We start from the raw sequence: 21,631 nt of genomic DNA, 5'->3' as shown, positions 1-21,631 counted from the left end.
AACAGAGAGTTTAGAGATACTGGTAAACAGATAAAGTTTAAAAGAAAGGTAAAAATTATGAAAATTAAAGATACATTGAATTTAGGGAAAACGGCTTTCCCGATGCGAGCAGGCTTGCCAAATAAAGAAGCTGGCTGGCAAAAAGGCTGGGAAGAAGCTAAACTTTATGAAGCACGTCAAGAACTGAATGAAGGTAAACCATCGTTTATGTTGCATGATGGACCTCCCTATGCAAATGGAAATATCCACGTTGGACATGCCCTAAATAAAATTTCGAAAGATATTATTGTACGCTATAAATCCATGTCTGGTTTCCGTGCACCATATGTACCAGGATGGGATACTCACGGTTTACCTATCGAACAACAACTTTCAAAAGCGGGTATGAACCGTAAAGAAATGGACATGTTAGACTATCTTGAGGAGTGTCGCAAATATGCGCTCAAGCAAGTAGATATGCAACGTTCAGACTTTAAGTCTTTAGGAGTTTTAGCAGATTGGGAACGTCCATATATGACACTTCTCCCAGAATATGAGGCTGCACAAATTCGTGTCTTCGGTAAAATGGCGGAAAAAGGCTATATCTACAAAGGTCAAAAACCAATTTACTGGTCTCCTTCATCAGAAAGTTCATTGGCAGAAGCGGAAATTGAATACCAAGATGTCCGTTCGGCATCAATCTTTGTGGCTTTCAAAGCAAAAGATGTTAAGGGCTTGTTACCAGAAGATGCAGAATTTGTTATCTGGACAACGACACCTTGGACATTGCCAGCAAATATGGGGATTTTTGTACATCCAGACTACGAATATTCAGTTGTAGAAGTAGGAAATCGTAAATTTGTTGTTGCTTCAGAAATGCTTAGCAAGGTGGCAGAGACTTTAGAGTGGGAAAACCCAACGGTAATTCAAACACTTAAAGGTTCTGAAATGGATATGATGACGGCTTATCACCCATTTTATAATCGTGAATCATTGATTATGAATGGGGATTATGTCACACTTGATTCTGGTACTGGACTCGTTCATAGCGCACCAGGTCATGGTGAAGATGACTACTTCTTTAGCCGTAAATATAAACTTGAAGTTCTATCACCTGTGGACAACCGTGGTTACTATACGGATGAAGCACCTGGTTTAGAAGGTATCTTCTACGATGAAGGAAACAAAATTGTAAGTAAATGGTTAGAAGAAAAAGGAGCTTTGCTGAAGCTTGACTTCTTTACACACAGTTATCCACATGATTGGCGTACGAAGAAACCCGTTATTTTCCGTGCAACACCACAATGGTTTGCATCGATTGATGACTTCCGTGAAAATATCCTAAGTGAAATTAAACAAGTGGATTGGATTATCCCTTGGGGGAAAACACGTCTCTATAATATGGTTCGTGACCGTGGAGATTGGGTCATTTCTCGTCAACGCGCTTGGGGTGTTCCACTGCCAATCTTCTATGCGGAAAATGGAGAGGCAATCATTACGCCGGAAACAACAGAACATGTTGCCCAGCTTTTTGCGGAACACGGTTCAAAAGTTTGGGTTGAACGTGAAGCTAAAGAGTTGTTACCAGAAGGCTTCACTCATCCTGGTTCTCCAAACGGTAAATTCACAAAAGAAAAAGACATCATGGATGTCTGGTTTGATTCAGGTTCATCATGGAATGGTGTTCTGAACGAACGCGATTACCTATCTTACCCTGCCGATCTTTATCTTGAAGGTTCAGATCAATATCGTGGTTGGTTTAACTCATCAATCACAACTTCAGTTGCTGTTAACGGTGTTTCTCCATACAAAGCAGTTCTGTCACAAGGTTTTGTTCTTGATGGAAAAGGACGTAAAATGTCTAAATCTATTGGTAATACAATTTTACCTTCAGATGTGACAGGAAAATTAGGGGCAGATATTCTTCGTCTCTGGGTAGCTTCTGTCGATACTGAAGCCGATGTTCGTGTTTCTATGGAGATCCTTAATCAAGTTTCAGAAGTTTATCGTAAAATCCGTAACACAATGCGTTTCCTAATCGCAAATACTACCGATTTTGATAAAAACACAAATGCGGTTTCTTATGAAAACTTACGTAGTGTTGATAAATATATGCTTGTCAAATTCAATACACTAGTAGAATCAGTACGTGAAGCTTATGATTCATACAATTTCATGAGTGTTTATAAGCAAGTGATTAACTTCTTGACCAATGATTTGTCTGCTTTCTATCTTGATTTTGCTAAGGATGTGGTATACATCGAGGCAGTCAATGCTGCAGATCGTCGTTCAATGCAAACCGTGATGTATACAATGCTTGCAGATTTGACAAAACTTTTAGTTCCGATTCTGCCGCACACAGCAGAAGAAATCTGGTCATACCTTGAAGCAGAAACGGAAGAGTTCGCTTATCTTGCTGAAATGCCTGAAGTTAAAGACTTCACTGGCTCAGAAGAGTTACTCGGTGAATGGGAAGCATTCCTTGATTTCCGAAATAAAGTACTTAAAGCGCTTGAAGAAGCACGAGAAGCAAAATTAATCGGTAAATCACTTGAAGCAAAAGTTACTGTATATCCTAATGAAGTGGTTTCAAGTCTTCTTGTAAGTCTTGATGAAAATGTTGCTCAACTTCTCATTGTTTCAGAATTCTCTGTATCAAATGAGGGAGCACCAGAAGAAGCTGTTAAATTTGATGATGTAGCTATTCTTGTGGAACAAGCAGCAGGTCAAGTATGTGACCGTTGTCGCCGTACAGATGTGACCGTTGGGACTGATGAAAATGAACATTTACATGCCCTTTGCTCAAGCTGTGCTACCATTGTAAAAAATGAATTTCCTCAAGTATTAACTGATGGGTTTGAATAAAATAAAAAGCTTGGATATCCAAGCTTTTTATAATATAAAAAACTGCTTCAAGCAGTTTTTAAAATGCAGACAGAGCCATAGCTAGGGAGCTAAAGACAATAAGTAGCAGCATCGCAACGACAACAACCATCGTCACTTTTTGAAAAGTAGATTTTTGTTTCTTTTTGTAAGCCATAGTTTCCTCAATATTTATTATTCTCAGTTCTATTCTAGCAATAAATTAGTAAAATGTCACACTATTTACCAGAATTGTCCGTTTCAGATTTTGAAGACTCTTTTGGTTCTAAGAATTTTGCAAATGGATCTTCTTGCTTCTCAGTTTTCGCTGTTGCTTTATCAGTGTCTAAATTACCGGTTGAGACGCCTAAATCATCCATCATTTTATCGAAATCATCACGTTTTCTAAAAGTTAATCCCATATCGATATTACTCCTTATCATTTTTTATATATTTTACTACGAAAAGTCAAAAAAAGCCAGATAAATAGCAATAAAGTTTGCATTTAAAGCGAAAATCCAGTATAATGTTATGGAACGGTAGTTTGTGTAAAGCACTGCTACCTATAAAAAATATATTTTTTCTCAAAGGAGACATTTTAAAATGGCTAAAGAAGTTTACGACCGTAGCAAACCGCACGTAAATATTGGTACTATCGGACACGTTGACCATGGTAAAACTACCCTCTCAGCTGCAATCTCTAAAGTATTGTCTGACAAAGGTTATTCTAAAGCGACTGATTTCGCATCTATCGATGCTGCGCCAGAAGAACGCGAACGTGGTATCACTATCAACACTGCTCACATCGAGTACGAAACTGATAAACGTCACTATGCCCACATCGACGCCCCAGGTCACGCGGACTACGTTAAAAACATGATCACTGGTGCTGCCCAAATGGACGGCGCGATCCTCGTAGTTGCTGCAACTGACGGACCAATGCCACAAACACGTGAACACATCTTGCTTTCACGTCAAGTTGGTGTTAAATACCTTATCGTATTCCTTAACAAAGCTGACCTCGTTGATGACGAAGAACTTATGGAACTTGTTGAAATGGAAGTACGTGACCTCTTGTCAGAATACGACTTCCCAGGTGACGATACTCCAGTAATCGCTGGTTCAGCTCTTGGTGCTTTGAACGGTGAACCTCAATGGGTTGCTAAAGTTGAAGAACTTATGGACATCGTTGACGAATATATCCCAACTCCAGAACGTGACACTGACAAACCATTGTTGCTTCCAGTCGAAGACGTATTCTCAATCACTGGTCGTGGTACAGTTGCTTCAGGTCGTATCGAACGTGGTACTGTTAAAGTCAACGACGAAATCGAAATCGTTGGTATCAAAGAAGACACTAAAAAAGCTGTCGTTACTGGTATCGAAATGTTCCGTAAAACACTTGATGAAGGTCTTGCCGGCGATAACGTTGGTGTACTTCTCCGTGGTGTTCAACGTGACGAAATCGAACGTGGTCAAGTTATCGCTAAACCAGGTTCAATCACTCCACATACTAAATTCGAAGGTGAAGTTTACGTATTGAGCAAAGAAGAAGGTGGACGTCACACTCCATTCTTCGACAACTACCGTCCTCAATTCTACTTCCACACAACTGACGTTACTGGTTCAGTTAAACTTCCAGAAGGTACTGAAATGGTAATGCCTGGTGATAACGTTCACATCGATGTTGAACTTATCCACCCAGTTGCCATCGAACAAGGAACTACTTTCTCTATCCGTGAAGGTGGACGTACTGTTGGTTCAGGTATCGTAGCTGAAATCAAAGCATAATTCGTTAAGAATTATTGAAGTGAACTCACTTCCTAAAAAACCTCACATTTTGTGAGGTTTTTTTGATGAATAGGTTTGAGATTAGAAAATAAAAAAGCTCCCATTTGGGAGTTTTTTTAGACTTCATTTTTAATAAAGATTTCACGATCAACAAAAGTATCCATTTGGAAATAAAATTTTTCTTGGATAATTTCGCTAGCATTTTTAAAGATATTCACATTACGTAATCCAGATTTATCAGTAACTGATAGTTTAAAACCTGTTAAATCAGGATTAATAATAATTTTAAGGAGAAAACCTTGACCCGAATTTGGAACTTCTTCAAGTATACGTTTAAATTCAAAGTTTCCAATATTATTTTGAGAAAAAGTTGTGTCTTTGAGAGTAAATTTCTTAACTTTTGGTGATAATGTGTAGCTGTATTTGCAGCCCTCAAGTTTTTTTTCAGTAATAAAAGCCATCTTTTATAGTGCCCTTTCTTTTAGTGTTTGAACAAAATTGTGAATTTCTTCTTCAGTATTGAGTTCTGAAAAAGAAACACGAATATTTTCTTTAAGTTTTTGTGATTCACTACCATATACAGCTTCGAGAACATGGGAAGGATCAACTGTTCCAGCGGTGCAGGCTGAACCAGTTGAAATTGCCACACCAGCAAGATCAAGTTTTGCGAGTAATAAATCATGATTTTTCCCTGGGAACCCGATATTTACAACATGTGGCATACTCGGACCAAATTCGTGTGTATAATACTCAATATCTGCAAGATCGTCTAGAAGTGAAGCTTTCAGTTTTTCAACATGGGCATAATTAGCACTCATGTTATCTGTTGCAATTTGTAGTGCTTTTGCCATACCCAAAAGAGAATGAAGATTTTCTGTACCTGCACGTCGTTTTTCTTCTTGTTCGCCGCCGTGTATAATACTGTCAAATTTTAGTCCGGAACGATGATAAAGAAAGCCAACACCTTTTGGACCATGGAATTTGTGAGCACTAGCTGATAGAAAATCTATTTTTAGCTCCTCAGGATGTACGGGGATTTTCCCCATTGTTTGTACTGAATCAACATGAAAAACAGCTTGATGATTTTCTAAAAGTTGCCCCACTTCTTTGATGGGAAGTAGTTGCCCAGTTTCATTATTGGCCATCATCATTGAAACAAGAATTGTCTCTTCCCGCAATTCATTTTCAATCAATTGGGCGGGGAAAGAGCCATCAGTTTTGGGTTGAACAAAAGTAACATCAAAGCCATGACGTGTTTTCAAGTAGTCAAGGGCATTAAGTACTGATGGATGCTCTAAGGCAGTGGTGATAATATGATTACCATTTTGACGGTTGGCTAAAGCGTAACCGACCAAAGCGGTGGAGTTGGATTCACTTCCGCCGGAAGTAAAAGTAATTGTTCCAGGTGAAACTTGAAGTGCCTTAGCTACTGTTTCTCGTGCCTGACGTACGAGTTGGCTCGCTTGGCGACCAAAAGTGTGCGTACTGGACGGATTGCCAAAATTGTTAGCAAGAACTTCCGTCATGACATCAACAACTTCAGGAAGTATCGGTGTTGTTGCGGCATTATCTAGATATATAATTGTTCTTTCCTCTCTTTCGAGTTTCTATTAAAAGTCTTATTTCAAGGACATGTAAGCTTCTATTAACTTAACCTTTTAATAAATGTGTGTATTTCATTTATGTACTCTATACGAAAGCTTAATGATAATCGTAAGTTTCCATTATCTCTATATTACCATGTTTTATATTTTTTTTCTGAAATTCGAACGCTTCCGCTAATTTTTTAGATAAATGAAGTTATGAGAGGAGAAAGAAGTGACTAAAGTAAGTACAGGTTATGAAAAAAGCCACCTAGGCAGAGAGGTGACCTTTGAAAGATGTATTAATTATATTATTGTGATCTGCCTATACCAATTATAACACTGACAAAGGCTAAAGTATAATTTTTTAAACGAAGTGGAACAATCTAATAATGAAGGATATAATAAATTTAAGCTGGTAAACAGTCTTATAGGAAAGGAAGAGCAGACAAATGGAATATAACTTATTAGGTATCTCGGCATTAATTGTAATTATTTTAGGATTAACATGGCTCAAGGATGGCGAAAAAATGGATCCGCCTTTGAAGAAAAGAATAGTGATTGATGTTGTAACGATAGCAATCTTTTGGGGTGTTTTCGAGTTTTACAAGTTTTCAAATGTAAAAATGTACAACCATGAAATAGAATTTGTTATCAATAGTTCTTTACTTTTTTTCTTTGCACGAATGCTTCAACTCATTTGTCAAATCAATCCATTATTTCAAGAACTCTTTCTCTATCTCAAATCAAAAGGATTTACTCTTGAGGACAAAAAAATAAAGGAAGAAAATTATAAAGAAAAGAATGATAAAAAAAGAGATAGCTAACCATTTCTAGCTCTGTTAACAAAAGGTAACGTTATTGATAAGCAAATATGATATATTGGATATGGCAAATCAAAATATCGATAAAAATTTCCTGAATATGAAGTCTCGTTTTGCCAACGTGGCTTTTTTTCATATAAAAAAACCAGCTAAAAGCTGGTGCTGAATGAACTTAAATATTGTTCAGAATAGACTTTAGTCTTGATTTTTATCAAATTTGAAGAGCGGAGATACAGGACGTCCTTCATGAATACGAAGAATTGCATCTGCCATGTGTTTATCGACACTAAGGTATTTTACATTGTTAGGTTTACGATTTTTAGTAGCTACCGAGTCTGTGACGAGAACTTCACAAATTCCAGACTTTTCAAGTAAGTCAGCTGCCGTTTTAGTGAAGAGACCGTGACTTGCTACGGCATAAACATCTCCAGCACCTGCTTCGCGCACGACAGAAGCAGCATTTGAGAATGTTACACCTGAGTTGAGGATATCATCAATAAGAATAACTTTTTTCCCTTCAACATTACCGATGATATAACCATTTTCACGTTTTGCATCGTCATCTTCATAGTCAACGATGGCAATAGGAGCTTCTAAATATTCCGCAAGACTACGCGCGCGTTTGATACCTGAGTTTTTAGGTGCAACAACGACAACGTCATCGCCAGACAACCCTTTATTCATGTAGTACTCAGCAAAAAGCGGTACAGTAAAGAGATTATCGACAGGAATATCAAAGAAACCTTGAACTTGAACTGCATGGATGTCTAAAGTGAGTACACGATCTGCTCCAGCTTTGACGAGCATATCAGCTACAAGCTTAGCTGTGATTGGTTCACGGCTTGAAGCAGTTCGGTCTTGACGCGCATAACCAAAGTATGGCATAACGATATTGACTGAATGTGCAGATGCACGGACGCAAGCATCAATCATAATCAACAATTCCCAAATGTTGTCATTGACTGGCCAACTTGTTGACTGGATAATATAAACATCATGATTACGAACACTTTCTTCCATGTTAATCATGATTTCTCCGTCAGAAAATTGTTTTGAAGTTACTTTCCCCAAAGGAACATCCATAATTTTGCTAATTTTTTCAGCTAATTCAGGATTCGAGTTCAGTGAAAAAAGTTTAAGTTGTGCGTCAGAATAAGTCACAGTTTTTCTCCTATAATATTATGATATGTCTATTCTATCAAATTTGAGGGGGATTTCATAGCGCTATTTACGTGAAAGGTTTCACGTTATATAGGTAAGGGTTAAAATAAAAAAATTTTTAATGGAAGATGTTTGATATTTAGAGTTGTCTCATTATCTTATATATCCTCTGTAGTAAGCCAAGTGTTTTAGTTACCGAAGTTAAGTGTGGACATGGTAAAATAAGAGGAATGTTATGTCTCAAGATGAGATAAATAAAAATAATACAAGAACAGCGGCAAGTATGGAAAGAGGGTAACTTCTTAGCAGCACTTAAATGACTGTGAGGGACCAGACTAAGTCATATTTGTGGGTGACACTGTTAGCAAGGGCCTTGGTTTCAAAAATAAGGGCTTTAAATGATGAGAGCTTTTTTTAGTGAGGGAGAACAAATGAAAAAGAAAACACTAACGATAATTGGTTTGCTGTTTATGGTGGTTAGTCTATCAGCATGTACAAAAAATAAACACGTGACTCAGGAAGCAAACTCATCTAAAGTTGAAATTACGACACCACAAGGTGAGAGAGTAAAAATTCCCAACAATATTCAGAGAGTTGTGTCACTCTCACCTGCGGTGACACAAGTGATTAACGATCTGGGGCAAAAAGATAAACTCATTGCTGTAGATACGCAAAGCCCCAAGTATGTTAAGGGTTTGGAAAATGTGCAGCAGACAGACCTTATGAACTTGGATCTTGAAAAAATAATGGCGCTCCAGCCAGAACTTTTATTTGTGAGTGATTTGACCTTGTTCCAATCGGAAGATAAAATTAAGAAGCTACAAGATAAAGGAACGAGTGTTGTCGTCCTACCTACTGAAAAGAACTTTAAAGAAATTGAAAACAATATTCGTCTCGTGGCGACAGCTTTAAACCAAAAAGAAAAAGGAGAACAACTTACTGGTCAGATGGAGAAGGATATCTCTGCTTTTAAAGAACAAGCTGCAAAAATAAATCATAAGAAAAGGATTCTGTTTGAAATCGCGGCTTCCCCAGAAATTTATAGTATGGGAAAGGACACTTATATCAATGAAATGATTGAAACAATTGGAGCTGAGAATGTGATGGCCAAAGAAACAGGAGCCATCAAAGTTTCAGAAGAGGCAGCAATTATGGCTAATCCAGATGTAATATTAACAAATGTTGAATATGTTCCGGATCCTATTAATGACATTTTAAAATTGAAAGGTTGGGAAGAAGTGAAGGCAGTAAAAAATAAAGCCGTTTATTCTATTGATAACGAAAGAAGCTCGCTTCCTAATCAACATGTAATAAAAGCAATGACAGAAATGGCAAAAGCGGTATATCCTGATGTATTCAAAAACTTCAAATAAGAATAGAATAAGCATTATTGTGATGCTTTTGGCCCTATCTTTACTGGCAATGCTTTTAAGCCTTCAAATAGGAAGTGCTCCGATATCAGTCGGTGATTTAATGAATATGATATTGGGCAGAGGGAAAGATTCTGCTCCTCTTTTGCAAAGTATTCTTCTTGAAGTTCGCATGCCTCGGATTTTGCTCAGCTTTCTTGTCGGCTTAGCCTTGGGTGCTAGTGGAACAGTGATGCAATCACTTTTACAAAATCCTTTAGCCTCTTCCTATACCTTAGGCGTATCATCAGGTGCTTCATTAGGCGCTTCGACTGTGATGTTACTCGGTATTAATTTTATGAGCACTTCGATTTCGATGAGCCTTGCGGGCTTTGCTTTTGGACTTGTAACTGTTTTTATCGTTTTACTCTTTGCTCAACAATTTTCCCAATCATTAGATAATCAAACTATCATTTTGGTGGGAATGGTATTTTCTTTGTTTGTTAATTCTTTTTTAACTTTAATGATGACCTTTTCGCCGGATTATATGCAACGTATCATTTTCTGGCAATTGGGGAGTTTTTCAGGAGCTTCATGGGAAAACGTACAGCTCCTCACTTTACTCTTTGTCTTTAGTTTCGTCTGCTTACTTTACTTTCACCGAGAAATGGATATTTTGAGTTTTGGTGATACCTTTGCTTTGAGTCAAGGAGTAGAAGTCAAACGGACGAAAGTTATTTTAATTAGCTTATCGACTTTGCTCACAGGAGCCAGCGTAGCAATGACGGGAGTGATTGGTTTTGTCGATTTGATTGCACCTCATATCGCTCGTCGTTTGTTTGGTGCGACACATAAGTGGGTTCTTCCAAGCTCAGCACTTATAGGCGGCCTGCTCTGTGTTCTTGCAGATACTGTAGCAAGAAGTGTTTTCCAAACAAGAGAATTACCAATTGGAGCAGTAACAGCCCTCATTGGTGCGCCATTTTTCTGCTATATTTTCTTTAGAAAAGGACAAGTATGAGATGTTAAAAGTTGAAAATATGAAGGTTGAGTATTCGGGAAAAGAGATTCTTTCTGATATTAATTTTTCTGTCAAGGCAGGGGAAAGGTTAGCAATTTTAGGACCAAACGGTAGTGGGAAATCAACGCTTTTAAAGAGTCTAGCTGGTTTGCTAAAATATCAAGGAAAAATTGAGCTAAACGAACAATCATTGACCACATTAAAAAGAATTGAATTAGCAGAAAAAGTGGCTCTTCTTTCTCAAAATCCAGCTGTATATTTTTCTTATTCCGTCTATGAAACTTTGATGATGGGACTCTACACCCAGCTGAGAAAACGATTTATGGCAGTGGCAAGCGCCCAAGATAAAGCACGTGTAGCCGAAGTAATAGCCGCATTTGATTTGGATACGATAAAAGATCAACAACTGTCAACACTTTCTGGCGGCCAGCTGCAGCGTGTCTTTTTAGCCCGGACTTTATTACAGAACCCTCAGATTGTTTTATTGGATGAACCCAATAATCATTTGGATATTTATTATCAACTAGAAATGTTGCGCAATATTGATGAGTATTTTGCTCAAAATCAAATCATCATTGCTGTTTTTCATGATATTAATTTAGCTCTGTCTTTTTCAGAAAATGTTCTAGTTTTACATGAGGGAAAAATAGTAAAACAAGGAAAAGCAAACGAAGTACTTTCTAGAAGTTTTTTGGAGCAAGTTTACCAAACCGATGTTCTTGCTTATATGCTTGAAAAACATAAATTTTGGCATAAAATGGATAAAAAGGGAGAATAGTTATCTGCTTAGCTGATACAATGGGAAAATGTATTGAGATACTTAAAGTAAAAATATACCTTTACCAAAAAGCAACGTACTGTTGCTTTTTTTGTATGAAGAGAATGATTATTTTTTACAATCTGTTTTATAAGAGAAGTTAAAAATTTCATTGGAAAGTGAGCGTTTTCTTTTGTGGCGCCCGAATGCCTAAAACCGTTATAGATTGCTCTTACAAAGCTTTTTTTATCCTCAAAAATATAGTATAATGGGCACAGTGCTGTTCTATACAAAAATGAGTTTACTTTTGAGAAAGCAAATTGATTTTTGGATAGAAATGAGAAGCACTGAAATCTCGAAAAGTGGGAGAAAACATGACAAAAGAAACTTTCAGAATGAATTTTGCAGGACGCGAGCTTGTTGTTGAAACAGGTCAAGTTGCCAAGCAAGCCAATGGCGCAGTTATTGTTCGCTATGGAGACACAACCGTGCTAACTGCAGCGACCATGTCGAAAAAAATGGCAAACGGTGACTTTTTCCCTTTGCAAGTTAATTATGAAGAAAAAATGTATGCCGCAGGAAAATTTCCTGGAGGTTTTAATAAGCGTGAAGCACGACCATCCACTTATGCTACTCTGACTGCCCGGTTGATTGATCGCCCTATACGCCCAATGTTTGCTGACGGTTTTCGAAATGAAGTACAAGTAATCAATACTGTACTCTCTTATGATGAAAATGCAAGTGGGCGTATGGCAGCGATGTTTGGAAGTTCCTTGGCATTAGCTATTTCAGATATTCCTTTTGACGGTCCGATTGCGGGTGTTGAAGTGGGCTATATCAATGGTGAAATTATCATTAATCCCGATGTTGCACAGATGCAAAAGTCTGATTTGGATCTTGCTGTCGCTGGGAATATTGATGCGATTAATATGGTAGAGTCAGGTGCAAAGGAACTATCAGAAACAATCATGCTCGATGCCCTCCTTGCAGGACACGAAGCGATTAAAGAACTTATTGCTTTCCAAAATGAGATTGTAGCCAAAGTTGGTAAGAACAAGGCAGAAGTTGAACTTCTGCGTGTTGATGAAACATTGAAAGCCCAAATTATTGCAGACTATAATAAAGACTTACAAGCTGCTGTACAAGTAGAAGAAAAACTTGCGCGTGAAGCGGCCACTCAAGCTGTTAAAGATCGTGTCAAAGCAGAATATGAAACAGCTTATGCCGAACATGAAGAGTTTGAGCGCATTATGCGTGATGTTTCTGAGATTCTGGAGGGAATGGAACATACAGAAGTCCGTCGCCTCATAACAGAGGATAAAATTCGCCCTGATGGTCGTAAAGTCGATGAGATTCGTCCTTTAGAAGCAGAAATCGACTTTACACCGAATACAATTACACACGGCTCAGCTCTCTTTACACGTGGGCAAACGCAAGTCTTGTCAACTTTGACTCTGGCTCCGATGGGGGAAGCACAAGTCATTGATGGCTTGGATCTGGAATATAAAAAACGTTTCATGCACCACTATAATTTCCCGCAGTATTCAGTGGGAGAAACTGGACGTTATGGTGCACCTGGTCGCCGCGAAATAGGGCATGGTGCACTTGGTGAGCGTGCGCTTGAGCAAGTTATGCCGTCACTTGAAGAATTTCCTTATGCTGTACGTTTAGTTGCGGAAGTACTAGAGTCAAATGGTTCTTCATCACAAGCTTCGATTTGTGCAGGAACATTAGCCTTGATGGCTGGAGGAGTACCAATCAAGGCGCCAGTAGCTGGAATTGCTATGGGCTTAATCTCAGACGGCTCCAACTATACTATTTTGACAGATATTCAAGGTTTGGAAGATCACTTTGGCGATATGGATTTCAAAGTTGCTGGTACACGCGAGGGAATTACTGCTTTACAAATGGACATCAAAATTTCAGGAATTACTGCCGAAATTTTGGCAGAAGCACTTGCACAAGCAAAACGCGCCCGCTTTGAAATATTAGATGTGATTGAAGCCACAATTTCGGAACCCCGTCCAAATCTTGCACCATCTGCACCTAAAATTGATACGATTAAAATTGATGCGGATAAAATTAAGGTTGTTATTGGTAAGGGCGGCGAAACGATCGACAAAATCATCGAAGAAACAGGAGTCAAAATTGACATCGATGAAGATGGACTTTGTTCTATCTTTTCTCCTGATCAGACAGCGATTAACCGTGCGAAAGAAATCATTACAGAATTGGTCCACGAAGCCAAAGTCGGCGATGTGTATGAAGCAAAGGTTGTAAGAATCGAAAAATTCGGTGCATTTGTTCATCTTTTTGGCCATACTGATGCGATGGTACATATTTCAGAACTTGCATGGAATCGCACGAACAAAGTAGAAGATGCTTTGAAGCTTGGAGATGTTGTTAAAGTTAAGATTACAAAAGTTGATGATAAAGGTCGTGTTGATGCCTCAGTACGTGCTTTGCTAGAAAAACCAGAAGGCTATGAAGAACCTGAGCATAAGCCACGCGAACGTCGTAATGGGAAGAACGGTAATGGTCACCGTGGATATCATAAAGAAAAAACATCTGGTCCTAAATTTGAGCGCCGAGAACGCAAAGCATCAGTCATAGATGAAGAGTTTCCAGAATTATCAACAACTCGACCAGAGTGATAAAAAGGAGGAAGGCGCAGTGTAATGCGCTTTTCCTATAGATTTTTGCTATAATAAATGAATATGAAAAATAAAAAGAGAGGCTTTTGGCAGGAAGCCATCCGTGTCACAAAAGAAAATGATCCTGCTGCACGAACTGGGCTAGAAGTTCTCTTGACTTATCCGGGAGTAAAAGCTTTAGCAGCACATCGTTTTAGTCATTGGCTGTGGACACATAACCTTAAACTTTGGGCGCGTATGAATTCACAGTTTTGGCGTTTTTGGACACAAATCGAAATTCATCCAGGAGCAACGATTGCCCACGGAGTTTTTATCGATCACGGTTCTGGATTGGTTATCGGGGAGACAGCGATAGTAGAAACAGATGTTAAACTTTATCACGGAGTAACCCTTGGAGGGACAGGGAAAGATAAAGGAAAACGTCACCCTACGGTGCGTAAGGGGGCCTTAATATCAGCACACTCACAGCTGCTTGGTCCTATCGAAATTGGCGAAAATGCCAAAGTCGGTGCTGGTGCTGTTGTCGTAAGTGATGTCCCACCTGAAGTTACAGTAGTAGGTATTCCAGCAAAAGTTGTTCGAGTTAAGGGACAAAAAGACTCAGAGAAAATTTCGTCCATAGAAGAAAAAAGGGAGGCGAGCTACCATGCTTCACATCTATAATACAATGACAAGAAAAATCGAGGAGTTCCATCCTCTCGAAGAAAATAAGATAAAGATGTATGTTTGTGGACCAACAGTCTATAACTATATCCATATCGGGAATGCACGATCTGTTGTTGCTTTCGATTTAATCCGTAGATATATGGAATACCGAGGCTTTGAAGTGATTTACGTCTCTAACTTTACAGATGTTGATGATAAAATTATCAAAGGAGCCTCTCAGGAACATCTTACACCACTTGAATTATCCGACAAATATATTGCCGCATTTTATCAAGATACAGATGCTCTCAATGTTAAACGTGCAACGGTAAATCCAAGAGCAACTAACTATATCGACAAGATGATTACCTTTATTCAAGATTTAATGGATAAAGGGTTCGCTTACGAAGCCGAAGGCGACGTCTATTTCCGTGTTGCAAAATCAAAAGGTTATGCTAAGCTCGCAAATAAAAATTTAGAAGAACTGCTGCAAGGCGCTTCTGGTCGAACAGATGAAGAAACAGTACGTAAAGAAAGCCCAGCGGATTTTGCCTTATGGAAATCCGCGAAAAAAGACGAAATTTCTTGGTCAAGCCCTTGGGGTGAAGGACGTCCAGGGTGGCACATCGAATGTTCAGTGATGAGCAGTGACCTTTTAGGGGATACTTTAGATATACATGCGGGAGGAGCTGATCTGGAGTTCCCTCATCATACCAATGAAATTGCGCAATCAGAAGCTAAAACAGGTAAAAAATTTGTGAACTACTGGATGCACAATGGATTTGTAAATGTTAGCGGTGAAAAAATGTCTAAGTCTTTAGGAAACTTTAAAACCGTGCATGAAATGCTCGACGTAGTAAGTCCAACAGTTCTCCGCTTTTTCTTGGCTACGACTCATTATCGCCGACCTGTTAACTTTACAGATGAAGCCGTACAAGATGCAGAAAATAATGTCAAGAAGATTGAAAATGCTTACCGCAATCTTGAAGTAGAAGGTCAGGCTGACTTAGAAGTTCTTGCTAAATTCAAAGCAGAGTTTGAAACAGCAATGGATGAGGACTTTAATATTGCGAATGGTTTAACTGTTTTTTATAACTTTATCACTTGGGTAAATAAGGGAAATGGTGGATTAGAAGTTAAAGCCTTCTTTGAGGATGTTCTCTTAATTCTCGGTTTGCGTTTTGAAAATCAAGATACAAGATTAGATGCTGAAATTGAAGACTTAATCGAAGCAAGACAAGCGGCAAGAGCAGCACGAGATTTTGCTCAAGCAGATAAGATTCGTGATGAATTAAAGGCACAAGGGATTGTGCTTGAAGATACTGCTCAAGGTGTGAGGTGGCATCGTGAATAAAAAAGATGCAGAGTTATTAAATGGTGTAGCACTCGCCTATATCGGAGATGCTGTTTATGAAGTTTTCGTTAGAGATTATCTCCTCGATAAAGGATTAACCAAACCTGGAGAACTTCAGCGACAAGCCACGCAATATGTTTCCGCTAAAGCACAGGCTGCCTTAATTCGTAAAATGGAAGACGTTGACTTTCTAACAGAAGAGGAACTTCTTTATTTCAAGCGTGGACGAAATGCGCACTCTAAAACAACAGCGAAAAACACAGATGTTGTGACTTATCGTATATCTACAGGCTTCGAAGCAGTTGTAGGTTTCTTACACTTGACTAAAAAGACCGAACGTTTAGAGGAGTTTGCTGCGTTTTGCATTAAGAATATTGTCATATCTGTAAAATAGTGCAAAATATTTCTCAAAAGCATATTTTTTCGTTACAATACATAACAAGAGATGTATATTAAAGAAAAGAAGCTGGACAAGAAATATGTATAGAGTAATCACAATGTCAGGCTATGATGAACCATGGTGGTTTTTTGAAGACTGGCAAAAAGATATTCAATCAGTAGATGAATATGAAGACTTCTATCAAGCTTTGAAAAAGTACAAAAGTGAATGGCTAAAAATGGCAAAAAGCTATAAAGAATTTAAAAGCCAAGATGACCTTTTAGCTGCATTCTGGAGAAGTGGAGATGAGATCTGGTGTGAAGAATGCGCAGGATATCTCCAACGCTATCAAAGTTTGATGCTTTTAGAAGATTGGCATGTACTTCCAGTAGAGAAAAAACGCTGGGCGTATGGTAAATCTTCTGGAGAATTACCTCCTAAATTTTGTAATAAATTTTGGGATAAAAATTAATCAAGTATAAAAGACTTTTAGCCATTAAGCTAGAAGTCTTTTAATGTCAAAAAGTCTCCAAGTAAAACGTTATTGAAGATTAAGTTATTTTGTTATAATTATTTTATAATCAAATTCTAATCGAAATGGAAAGGAGCTTTCCTTGAAAAAACTGCTTGTTATCACAGACGTTACATTAGTTTTTACTGCTGTTCTTTTAATTTTTGCTGTGAAACAGGATGAACATTCTGTTGTCGCGCCAACAATAGAGTTTGCGAAAGCAGACCAATACAGCCCAGCAAAAACAGTTAATATTGAGCAAATAAAGATGGGAAATTTTGAAACTATTCATGGGGATTGGGTTAATTATGAAAGTGATATTGATGGCAGAAGAGCACGTGTTTTGGATTCAAAAGTGACGAAGCAGAAACGGGATTTTTATCTCCAATATGGAGGTATAAATGAACAAACAGGACAGATTTATTTGTGGATGTATTTGGAAGGTATTGCTCCTGAAAATGGTTCCCGATTTGAAATATATCCTAAAGGCACACCTATTCCGGTCAAATTAAGGAACGGCACGATTGATTATTCTGGCAAATATGATCCGACATCTCGAGAAAAAGACAGAATACTACCAGAAGGCTCAGCACGAACAGTAGAGGAACTTGCTTCGTTGGTCTTGTATCGTGATGGTGAAGCAGTATCGTAAAAATAAATAGGAAAATACTCTTGAAAAAATTTTTGAAAAGAGTTAAAATAGTCCTATCATAAAAACTCGATGGTCAAGGCTCGGGAAGATATGTGCTTTTTAGCATGTATTTTTCACTGGCTTTGGCTTTTTGTTTTGTAAAAATGGAGAAATTATGGAATTTCAAGAAAAATATGATGTCATAGTGATCGGCGCGGGACATGCTGGTGTAGAAGCAGCACTCGCTTCAGCTCGTATGGGCACCAAAACCCTTCTATTAACAATTAATCTCGACATGGTTGCTTTCATGCCCTGTAATCCTTCAATCGGAGGTTCTGCCAAAGGAATAGTTGTTCGTGAAATTGATGCCTTAGGTGGCGAAATGGGGCGAAATATTGACAAGACCTATATTCAGATGAAGATGTTGAATACCGGTAAAGGGCCTGCTGTCCGTGCCTTACGTGCACAAGCAGACAAGGCACTATATTCGCAAGAAATGAAGCATACAGTAGAAAATCAAGAGAAGCTAACCTTACGTCAAGCTATGGTCGAAGAAATTTTGGTTGATGATGGAAAAGTAACAGGCGTAAAAGTTACAACGGGGGCGAAGTATGCTGCCCAAGCAGTTATTGTTACTACAGGAACTGCTTTACGTGGTGAAATTATCATCGGTGAGCTTAAATATTCCTCAGGACCAAATAATTCGCTAGCCTCTGTCAGCTTGGCTGATAACTTACGCAATTTGGGCTTTGAAATTGGACGCTTTAAAACAGGAACGCCACCACGTGTACTCTCATCAAGTATTAATTACGATGCGACAGAGATTCAACCAGGGGATGAAAAGCCTAATCACTTTAGCTTTTTGTCAAAAGATGAAGATTACCTTACAGAGCAAATTCCTTGTTGGCTGACGTATACAAGTAAGACAACACATGAGATTATACAAGAAAATTTGCACCGTGCTCCAATGTTTTCAGGGATTATCAAAGGTGTCGGCCCGCGTTATTGTCCTTCTATAGAAGATAAAGTTGTACGCTTTGCAGATAAGCCCCGTCACCAACTTTTCTTAGAACCAGAAGGGCGGAATACAGAAGAAGTATACATCCAAGGTTTATCCACAAGTTTACCGGAAGATGTTCAGTTTGATTTGGTCCGTTCTATTCCTGGTTTAGAAGATGCAAAAATGATGCGTACTGGCTATGCTATCGAATATGATGTGGTATTACCTCACCAGCTCCGTCCAACACTGGAAACGAAACTAGTTTCAGGACTTTTCACTGCAGGACAAACAAATGGTACATCTGGCTATGAAGAAGCAGCTGGACAAGGTTTGGTTGCAGGAATCAATGCAAGTCTTAAAGTTCAAGGTAAAGAAGAGCTCATCCTTAAACGAAGTGATGCATATATTGGTGTAATGATTGATGATCTTGTGACTAAAGGAACTTTAGAACCCTATCGTTTACTGACTTCTCGTGCTGAATATCGTTTGATTTTACGCCATGACAATGCAGATATGCGTTTGACATCTATTGGACGAGAAATTGGCTTAGTTGGTGACGAACGCTGGGAGGCTTTCCAAGATAAACTAACTTCTTACCAAACAGAGATTGCTCGTCTCAATAAAGAAAAACTTAAACCACTTGCCGATACGCAAGAAAAACTTGGGATGATGGGATTTGGGCCAATCAAAGATGCTTTGACGGGTATTGAATTTTTAAAACGTCCTGAAGTGAAGTATTCTGATGTAGTTAGATTTGTCGGTGAATCTTCTGAGAAACTTGATCGAACTGTTATTGAACTTATTGAAACAGAAGTTACCTATGAGGGATACATCAAAAAAGCAAAAGAACAAGTTGAAAAGATGCACCGTTTAGAAGCTAAACGCATTCCTAAAAATATGAATTGGGATGCATTAGACAGTATCGCAACGGAAGCACGCCAAAAATTCAAGAAAATAAATCCTGAAACTTTAGGCCAAGCGAGTCGTATTTCAGGAGTAAATCCTGCCGATATTTCCATTTTGATGGTTTATCTTGAAGGAAAAAGATAAAAAACAAGAAACCAGCCCCCAAAGTGTCTGGTTTTTTTATAGTCTTTAAACGTGACAACGGCGGGGTTTTCCGAACGAGTGTAAAAAAAAGGGAGAAAAATCACAGTTTATTCTTGACAGAACAAAGTGAGTTTGATAGAATATAATAGTTGTCGCGAGAGAGCGTATCTCTTACGAGAGCGATAGACCTTTGAAAACTGAATAAAGTAGAATGACTATATGCGAGAAGTTAACTTCTTGTATACCAACTGTCAATTCAATAATGAAAGACAAAACAACAGCCAGTTCATTTGATGAACTAAATTTAAATGAGAGTTTGATCCTGGCTCAGGACGAACGCTGGCGGCGTGCCTAATACATGCAAGTCGAGCGATGATTAAAGATAGCTTGCTATTTTTATGAAGAGCGGCGAACGGGTGAGTAACGCGTGGGAAATCTGCCGAGTAGCGGGGGACAACGTTTGGAAACGAACGCTAATACCGCATAACAATGAGAATCGCATGATTCTTATTTGAAAGAAGCAATTGCTTCACTACTTGATGATCCCGCGTTGTATTAGCTAGTTGGTAGTGTAAAGGACTACCAAGGCGATGATACATAGCCGACCTGAGAGGGTGATCGGCCACACTGGGACTGAGACACGGCCCAGACTCCTACGGGAGGCAGCAGTAGGGAATCTTCGGCAATGGGGGCAACCCTGACCGAGCAACGCCGCGTGAGTGAAGAAGGTTTTCGGATCGTAAAACTCTGTTGTTAGAGAAGAACGTTAAGTAGAGTGGAAAATTACTTAAGTGACGGTATCTAACCAGAAAGGGACGGCTAACTACGTGCCAGCAGCCGCGGTAATACGTAGGTCCCAAGCGTTGTCCGGATTTATTGGGCGTAAAGCGAGCGCAGGTGGTTTCTTAAGTCTGATGTAAAAGGCAGTGGCTCAACCATTGTGTGCATTGGAAACTGGGAGACTTGAGTGCAGGAGAGGAGAGTGGAATTCCATGTGTAGCGGTGAAATGCGTAGATATATGGAGGAACACCGGAGGCGAAAGCGGCTCTCTGGCCTGTAACTGACACTGAGGCTCGAAAGCGTGGGGAGCAAACAGGATTAGATACCCTGGTAGTCCACGCCGTAAACGATGAGTGCTAGCTGTAGGGAGCTATAAGTTCTCTGTAGCGCAGCTAACGCATTAAGCACTCCGCCTGGGGAGTACGACCGCAAGGTTGAAACTCAAAGGAATTGACGGGGGCCCGCACAAGCGGTGGAGCATGTGGTTTAATTCGAAGCAACGCGAAGAACCTTACCAGGTCTTGACATACTCGTGCTATCCTTAGAGATAAGGAGTTCCTTCGGGACACGGGATACAGGTGGTGCATGGTTGTCGTCAGCTCGTGTCGTGAGATGTTGGGTTAAGTCCCGCAACGAGCGCAACCCTTATTACTAGTTGCCATCATTAAGTTGGGCACTCTAGTGAGACTGCCGGTGATAAACCGGAGGAAGGTGGGGATGACGTCAAATCATCATGCCCCTTATGACCTGGGCTACACACGTGCTACAATGGATGGTACAACGAGTCGCCAACCCGCGAGGGTGCGCTAATCTCTTAAAACCATTCTCAGTTCGGATTGCAGGCTGCAACTCGCCTGCATGAAGTCGGAATCGCTAGTAATCGCGGATCAGCACGCCGCGGTGAATACGTTCCCGGGCCTTGTACACACCGCCCGTCACACCACGGAAGTTGGGAGTACCCAAAGTAGGTTGCCTAACCGCAAGGAGGGCGCTTCCTAAGGTAAGACCGATGACTGGGGTGAAGTCGTAACAAGGTAGCCGTATCGGAAGGTGCGGCTGGATCACCTCCTTTCTAAGGAATATAAAAAAAGATGTTGTTCTACTTTATTCAGTTTTGAGGGGTCTATAAAGACCAAACAAGCAGTCTTTTGATGCAAGATAGAGAAGATTGCGTTGAGAGAAGGGGCCTTAGCTCAGCTGGGAGAGCGCCTGCTTTGCACGCAGGAGGTCAGCGGTTCGATCCCGCTAGGCTCCATAAGATACGACAGTATCTTGTCAACGAAGACGTTAAAATAGGAA

The 21,631-nt window shown here is 39.4% G+C and carries 18 protein-coding genes, 1 tRNA gene and 1 rRNA gene; 15 read left to right on the top strand and 5 right to left on the bottom strand.

Annotated elements, in window-relative coordinates; genetic code table 11:
- Nucleotides 1–57 precede the first annotated feature (57 nt).
- Nucleotides 58–2,844: an isoleucine--tRNA ligase gene (ileS, locus tag P3G65_RS09175; protein ID WP_019292448.1), complete on the top strand. Its 2,787-nt coding sequence runs from the start codon at nucleotides 58–60 to the stop codon at nucleotides 2,842–2,844.
- Between the two features lie 58 nt (nucleotides 2,845–2,902).
- On the opposite strand, the gene P3G65_RS09170 is transcribed toward ileS, so the two are convergent.
- On the bottom strand, nucleotides 2,903–3,019 hold the full coding sequence (locus P3G65_RS09170; protein WP_004259413.1) for a DUF4044 domain-containing protein: 117 nt from the start codon (nucleotides 3,017–3,019) through the stop codon (nucleotides 2,903–2,905).
- Nucleotides 3,020–3,080: 61 nt separating this feature from the next.
- Entirely contained in the window at nucleotides 3,081–3,263 is a 183-nt protein-coding gene (locus P3G65_RS09165; protein ID WP_017370573.1) for an SPJ_0845 family protein, read from the bottom strand.
- A 181-nt stretch (nucleotides 3,264–3,444) separates the two neighbouring features.
- Between P3G65_RS09165 and tuf the strand changes: the two genes are divergently transcribed.
- Nucleotides 3,445–4,632 (top strand): elongation factor Tu, encoded by a 1,188-nt coding sequence (gene tuf / locus P3G65_RS09160; protein WP_003133474.1) that lies wholly within the window; start codon nucleotides 3,445–3,447, stop codon nucleotides 4,630–4,632.
- 116 nt (nucleotides 4,633–4,748) lie between these two features.
- Here the strand turns inward: tuf and P3G65_RS09155 are convergent, their stop codons facing one another.
- Nucleotides 4,749–5,093 (bottom strand): DUF1831 domain-containing protein, encoded by a 345-nt coding sequence (locus P3G65_RS09155; protein ID WP_017370574.1) that lies wholly within the window; start codon nucleotides 5,091–5,093, stop codon nucleotides 4,749–4,751.
- Between the two features lie 3 nt (nucleotides 5,094–5,096).
- On the bottom strand, nucleotides 5,097–6,215 hold the full coding sequence (locus tag P3G65_RS09150; RefSeq protein WP_026063896.1) for a cysteine desulfurase family protein: 1,119 nt from the start codon (nucleotides 6,213–6,215) through the stop codon (nucleotides 5,097–5,099).
- A gap of 452 nt (nucleotides 6,216–6,667) precedes the next feature.
- On the opposite strand from P3G65_RS09150, the gene P3G65_RS09145 reads away from it, so the two are divergent.
- Nucleotides 6,668–7,042 carry a hypothetical protein gene (locus P3G65_RS09145; protein ID WP_017370576.1) on the top strand — a complete coding sequence of 125 codons (375 nt, stop codon included), beginning with the start codon at nucleotides 6,668–6,670 and terminating at the stop codon, nucleotides 7,040–7,042.
- A 192-nt stretch (nucleotides 7,043–7,234) separates the two neighbouring features.
- Here P3G65_RS09145 and P3G65_RS09140 read toward each other — a convergent pair whose 3' ends face one another.
- Complete coding sequence (locus tag P3G65_RS09140) at nucleotides 7,235–8,200, bottom strand: ribose-phosphate diphosphokinase (RefSeq protein WP_017370577.1); 966 nt, start codon at nucleotides 8,198–8,200, stop codon at nucleotides 7,235–7,237.
- Between the two features lie 431 nt (nucleotides 8,201–8,631).
- Between P3G65_RS09140 and P3G65_RS09135 the strand changes: the two genes are divergently transcribed.
- The 12 genes from P3G65_RS09135 (at nucleotide 8,632) to P3G65_RS09080 (ending at nucleotide 21,587) form a co-directional block, all read left to right on the top strand.
- Nucleotides 8,632–9,573 carry an ABC transporter substrate-binding protein gene (locus P3G65_RS09135; RefSeq protein WP_017370578.1) on the top strand — a complete coding sequence of 314 codons (942 nt, stop codon included), beginning with the start codon at nucleotides 8,632–8,634 and terminating at the stop codon, nucleotides 9,571–9,573.
- Complete coding sequence (locus tag P3G65_RS09130; RefSeq protein WP_019292447.1) at nucleotides 9,551–10,570, top strand: iron ABC transporter permease; 1,020 nt, start codon at nucleotides 9,551–9,553, stop codon at nucleotides 10,568–10,570. The genes P3G65_RS09135 and P3G65_RS09130 overlap by 23 nt, the downstream gene beginning before the upstream one ends.
- A gap of 1 nt (nucleotide 10,571) precedes the next feature.
- Nucleotides 10,572–11,348 (top strand): ABC transporter ATP-binding protein, encoded by a 777-nt coding sequence (locus P3G65_RS09125; protein WP_017370580.1) that lies wholly within the window; start codon nucleotides 10,572–10,574, stop codon nucleotides 11,346–11,348.
- Between the two features lie 353 nt (nucleotides 11,349–11,701).
- Nucleotides 11,702–13,981 (top strand): polyribonucleotide nucleotidyltransferase, encoded by a 2,280-nt coding sequence (gene pnp / locus P3G65_RS09120; protein ID WP_284071166.1) that lies wholly within the window; start codon nucleotides 11,702–11,704, stop codon nucleotides 13,979–13,981.
- 63 nt (nucleotides 13,982–14,044) lie between these two features.
- Nucleotides 14,045–14,644, top strand: a complete 600-nt coding sequence (gene cysE, locus P3G65_RS09115; RefSeq protein ID WP_017370582.1) for a serine O-acetyltransferase — start codon at nucleotides 14,045–14,047, stop codon at nucleotides 14,642–14,644.
- Entirely contained in the window at nucleotides 14,628–15,980 is a 1,353-nt protein-coding gene (gene cysS, locus P3G65_RS09110; RefSeq protein ID WP_017370583.1) for a cysteine--tRNA ligase, read from the top strand. The genes cysE and cysS overlap by 17 nt, the downstream gene beginning before the upstream one ends.
- Complete coding sequence (locus P3G65_RS09105) at nucleotides 15,973–16,374, top strand: Mini-ribonuclease 3 (protein WP_284071165.1); 402 nt, start codon at nucleotides 15,973–15,975, stop codon at nucleotides 16,372–16,374. The genes cysS and P3G65_RS09105 overlap by 8 nt, the downstream gene beginning before the upstream one ends.
- Nucleotides 16,375–16,459: 85 nt before the next feature.
- Nucleotides 16,460–16,831: a DUF1033 family protein gene (locus P3G65_RS09100; protein WP_017370585.1), complete on the top strand. Its 372-nt coding sequence runs from the start codon at nucleotides 16,460–16,462 to the stop codon at nucleotides 16,829–16,831.
- 142 nt (nucleotides 16,832–16,973) lie between these two features.
- Entirely contained in the window at nucleotides 16,974–17,522 is a 549-nt protein-coding gene (locus tag P3G65_RS09095) for a hypothetical protein (protein ID WP_019292445.1), read from the top strand.
- A gap of 154 nt (nucleotides 17,523–17,676) precedes the next feature.
- Complete coding sequence (mnmG, locus tag P3G65_RS09090) at nucleotides 17,677–19,551, top strand: tRNA uridine-5-carboxymethylaminomethyl(34) synthesis enzyme MnmG (protein ID WP_019292444.1); 1,875 nt, start codon at nucleotides 17,677–17,679, stop codon at nucleotides 19,549–19,551.
- A 304-nt stretch (nucleotides 19,552–19,855) separates the two neighbouring features.
- A 16S ribosomal RNA gene (locus P3G65_RS09085) occupies nucleotides 19,856–21,404 on the top strand.
- Between the two features lie 110 nt (nucleotides 21,405–21,514).
- Nucleotides 21,515–21,587: transfer RNA gene (locus P3G65_RS09080), tRNA-Ala, on the top strand.
- The last annotated feature ends 44 nt before the right edge of the window (nucleotides 21,588–21,631 follow it).

Origin of the sequence: Lactococcus sp. bn62 (assembly GCF_029492705.2) — a bacterium.
Taxonomy (GTDB): Bacteria; Bacillota; Bacilli; order Lactobacillales; family Streptococcaceae; genus Lactococcus; species Lactococcus petauri.
Note: the sequence above shows the minus strand (reverse complement) of the source record. Positions and strands in the feature narration are given on the sequence as shown.

What these genes read in the sequence shown, in the direction of transcription:
- ileS (WP_019292448.1), top strand. Translation starts at nt 58, where the DNA reads ATGAAAATTAAAGATACATTGAATTTAGGGAAAACGGCTTTCCCGATG.
- P3G65_RS09170 (WP_004259413.1), bottom strand. Translation starts at nt 3,019, where the DNA reads ATGGCTTACAAAAAGAAACAAAAATCTACTTTTCAAAAAGTGACGATG.
- P3G65_RS09165 (WP_017370573.1), bottom strand. Translation starts at nt 3,263, where the DNA reads ATGGGATTAACTTTTAGAAAACGTGATGATTTCGATAAAATGATGGAT.
- tuf (WP_003133474.1), top strand. Translation starts at nt 3,445, where the DNA reads ATGGCTAAAGAAGTTTACGACCGTAGCAAACCGCACGTAAATATTGGT.
- P3G65_RS09155 (WP_017370574.1), bottom strand. Translation starts at nt 5,093, where the DNA reads ATGGCTTTTATTACTGAAAAAAAACTTGAGGGCTGCAAATACAGCTAC.
- P3G65_RS09145 (WP_017370576.1), top strand. Translation starts at nt 6,668, where the DNA reads ATGGAATATAACTTATTAGGTATCTCGGCATTAATTGTAATTATTTTA.
- P3G65_RS09135 (WP_017370578.1), top strand. Translation starts at nt 8,632, where the DNA reads ATGAAAAAGAAAACACTAACGATAATTGGTTTGCTGTTTATGGTGGTT.
- P3G65_RS09130 (WP_019292447.1), top strand. Translation starts at nt 9,551, where the DNA reads ATGTATTCAAAAACTTCAAATAAGAATAGAATAAGCATTATTGTGATG.
- P3G65_RS09125 (WP_017370580.1), top strand. Translation starts at nt 10,572, where the DNA reads ATGTTAAAAGTTGAAAATATGAAGGTTGAGTATTCGGGAAAAGAGATT.
- pnp (WP_284071166.1), top strand. Translation starts at nt 11,702, where the DNA reads ATGACAAAAGAAACTTTCAGAATGAATTTTGCAGGACGCGAGCTTGTT.
- cysE (WP_017370582.1), top strand. Translation starts at nt 14,045, where the DNA reads ATGAAAAATAAAAAGAGAGGCTTTTGGCAGGAAGCCATCCGTGTCACA.
- cysS (WP_017370583.1), top strand. Translation starts at nt 14,628, where the DNA reads ATGCTTCACATCTATAATACAATGACAAGAAAAATCGAGGAGTTCCAT.
- P3G65_RS09100 (WP_017370585.1), top strand. Translation starts at nt 16,460, where the DNA reads ATGTATAGAGTAATCACAATGTCAGGCTATGATGAACCATGGTGGTTT.
- mnmG (WP_019292444.1), top strand. Translation starts at nt 17,677, where the DNA reads ATGGAATTTCAAGAAAAATATGATGTCATAGTGATCGGCGCGGGACAT.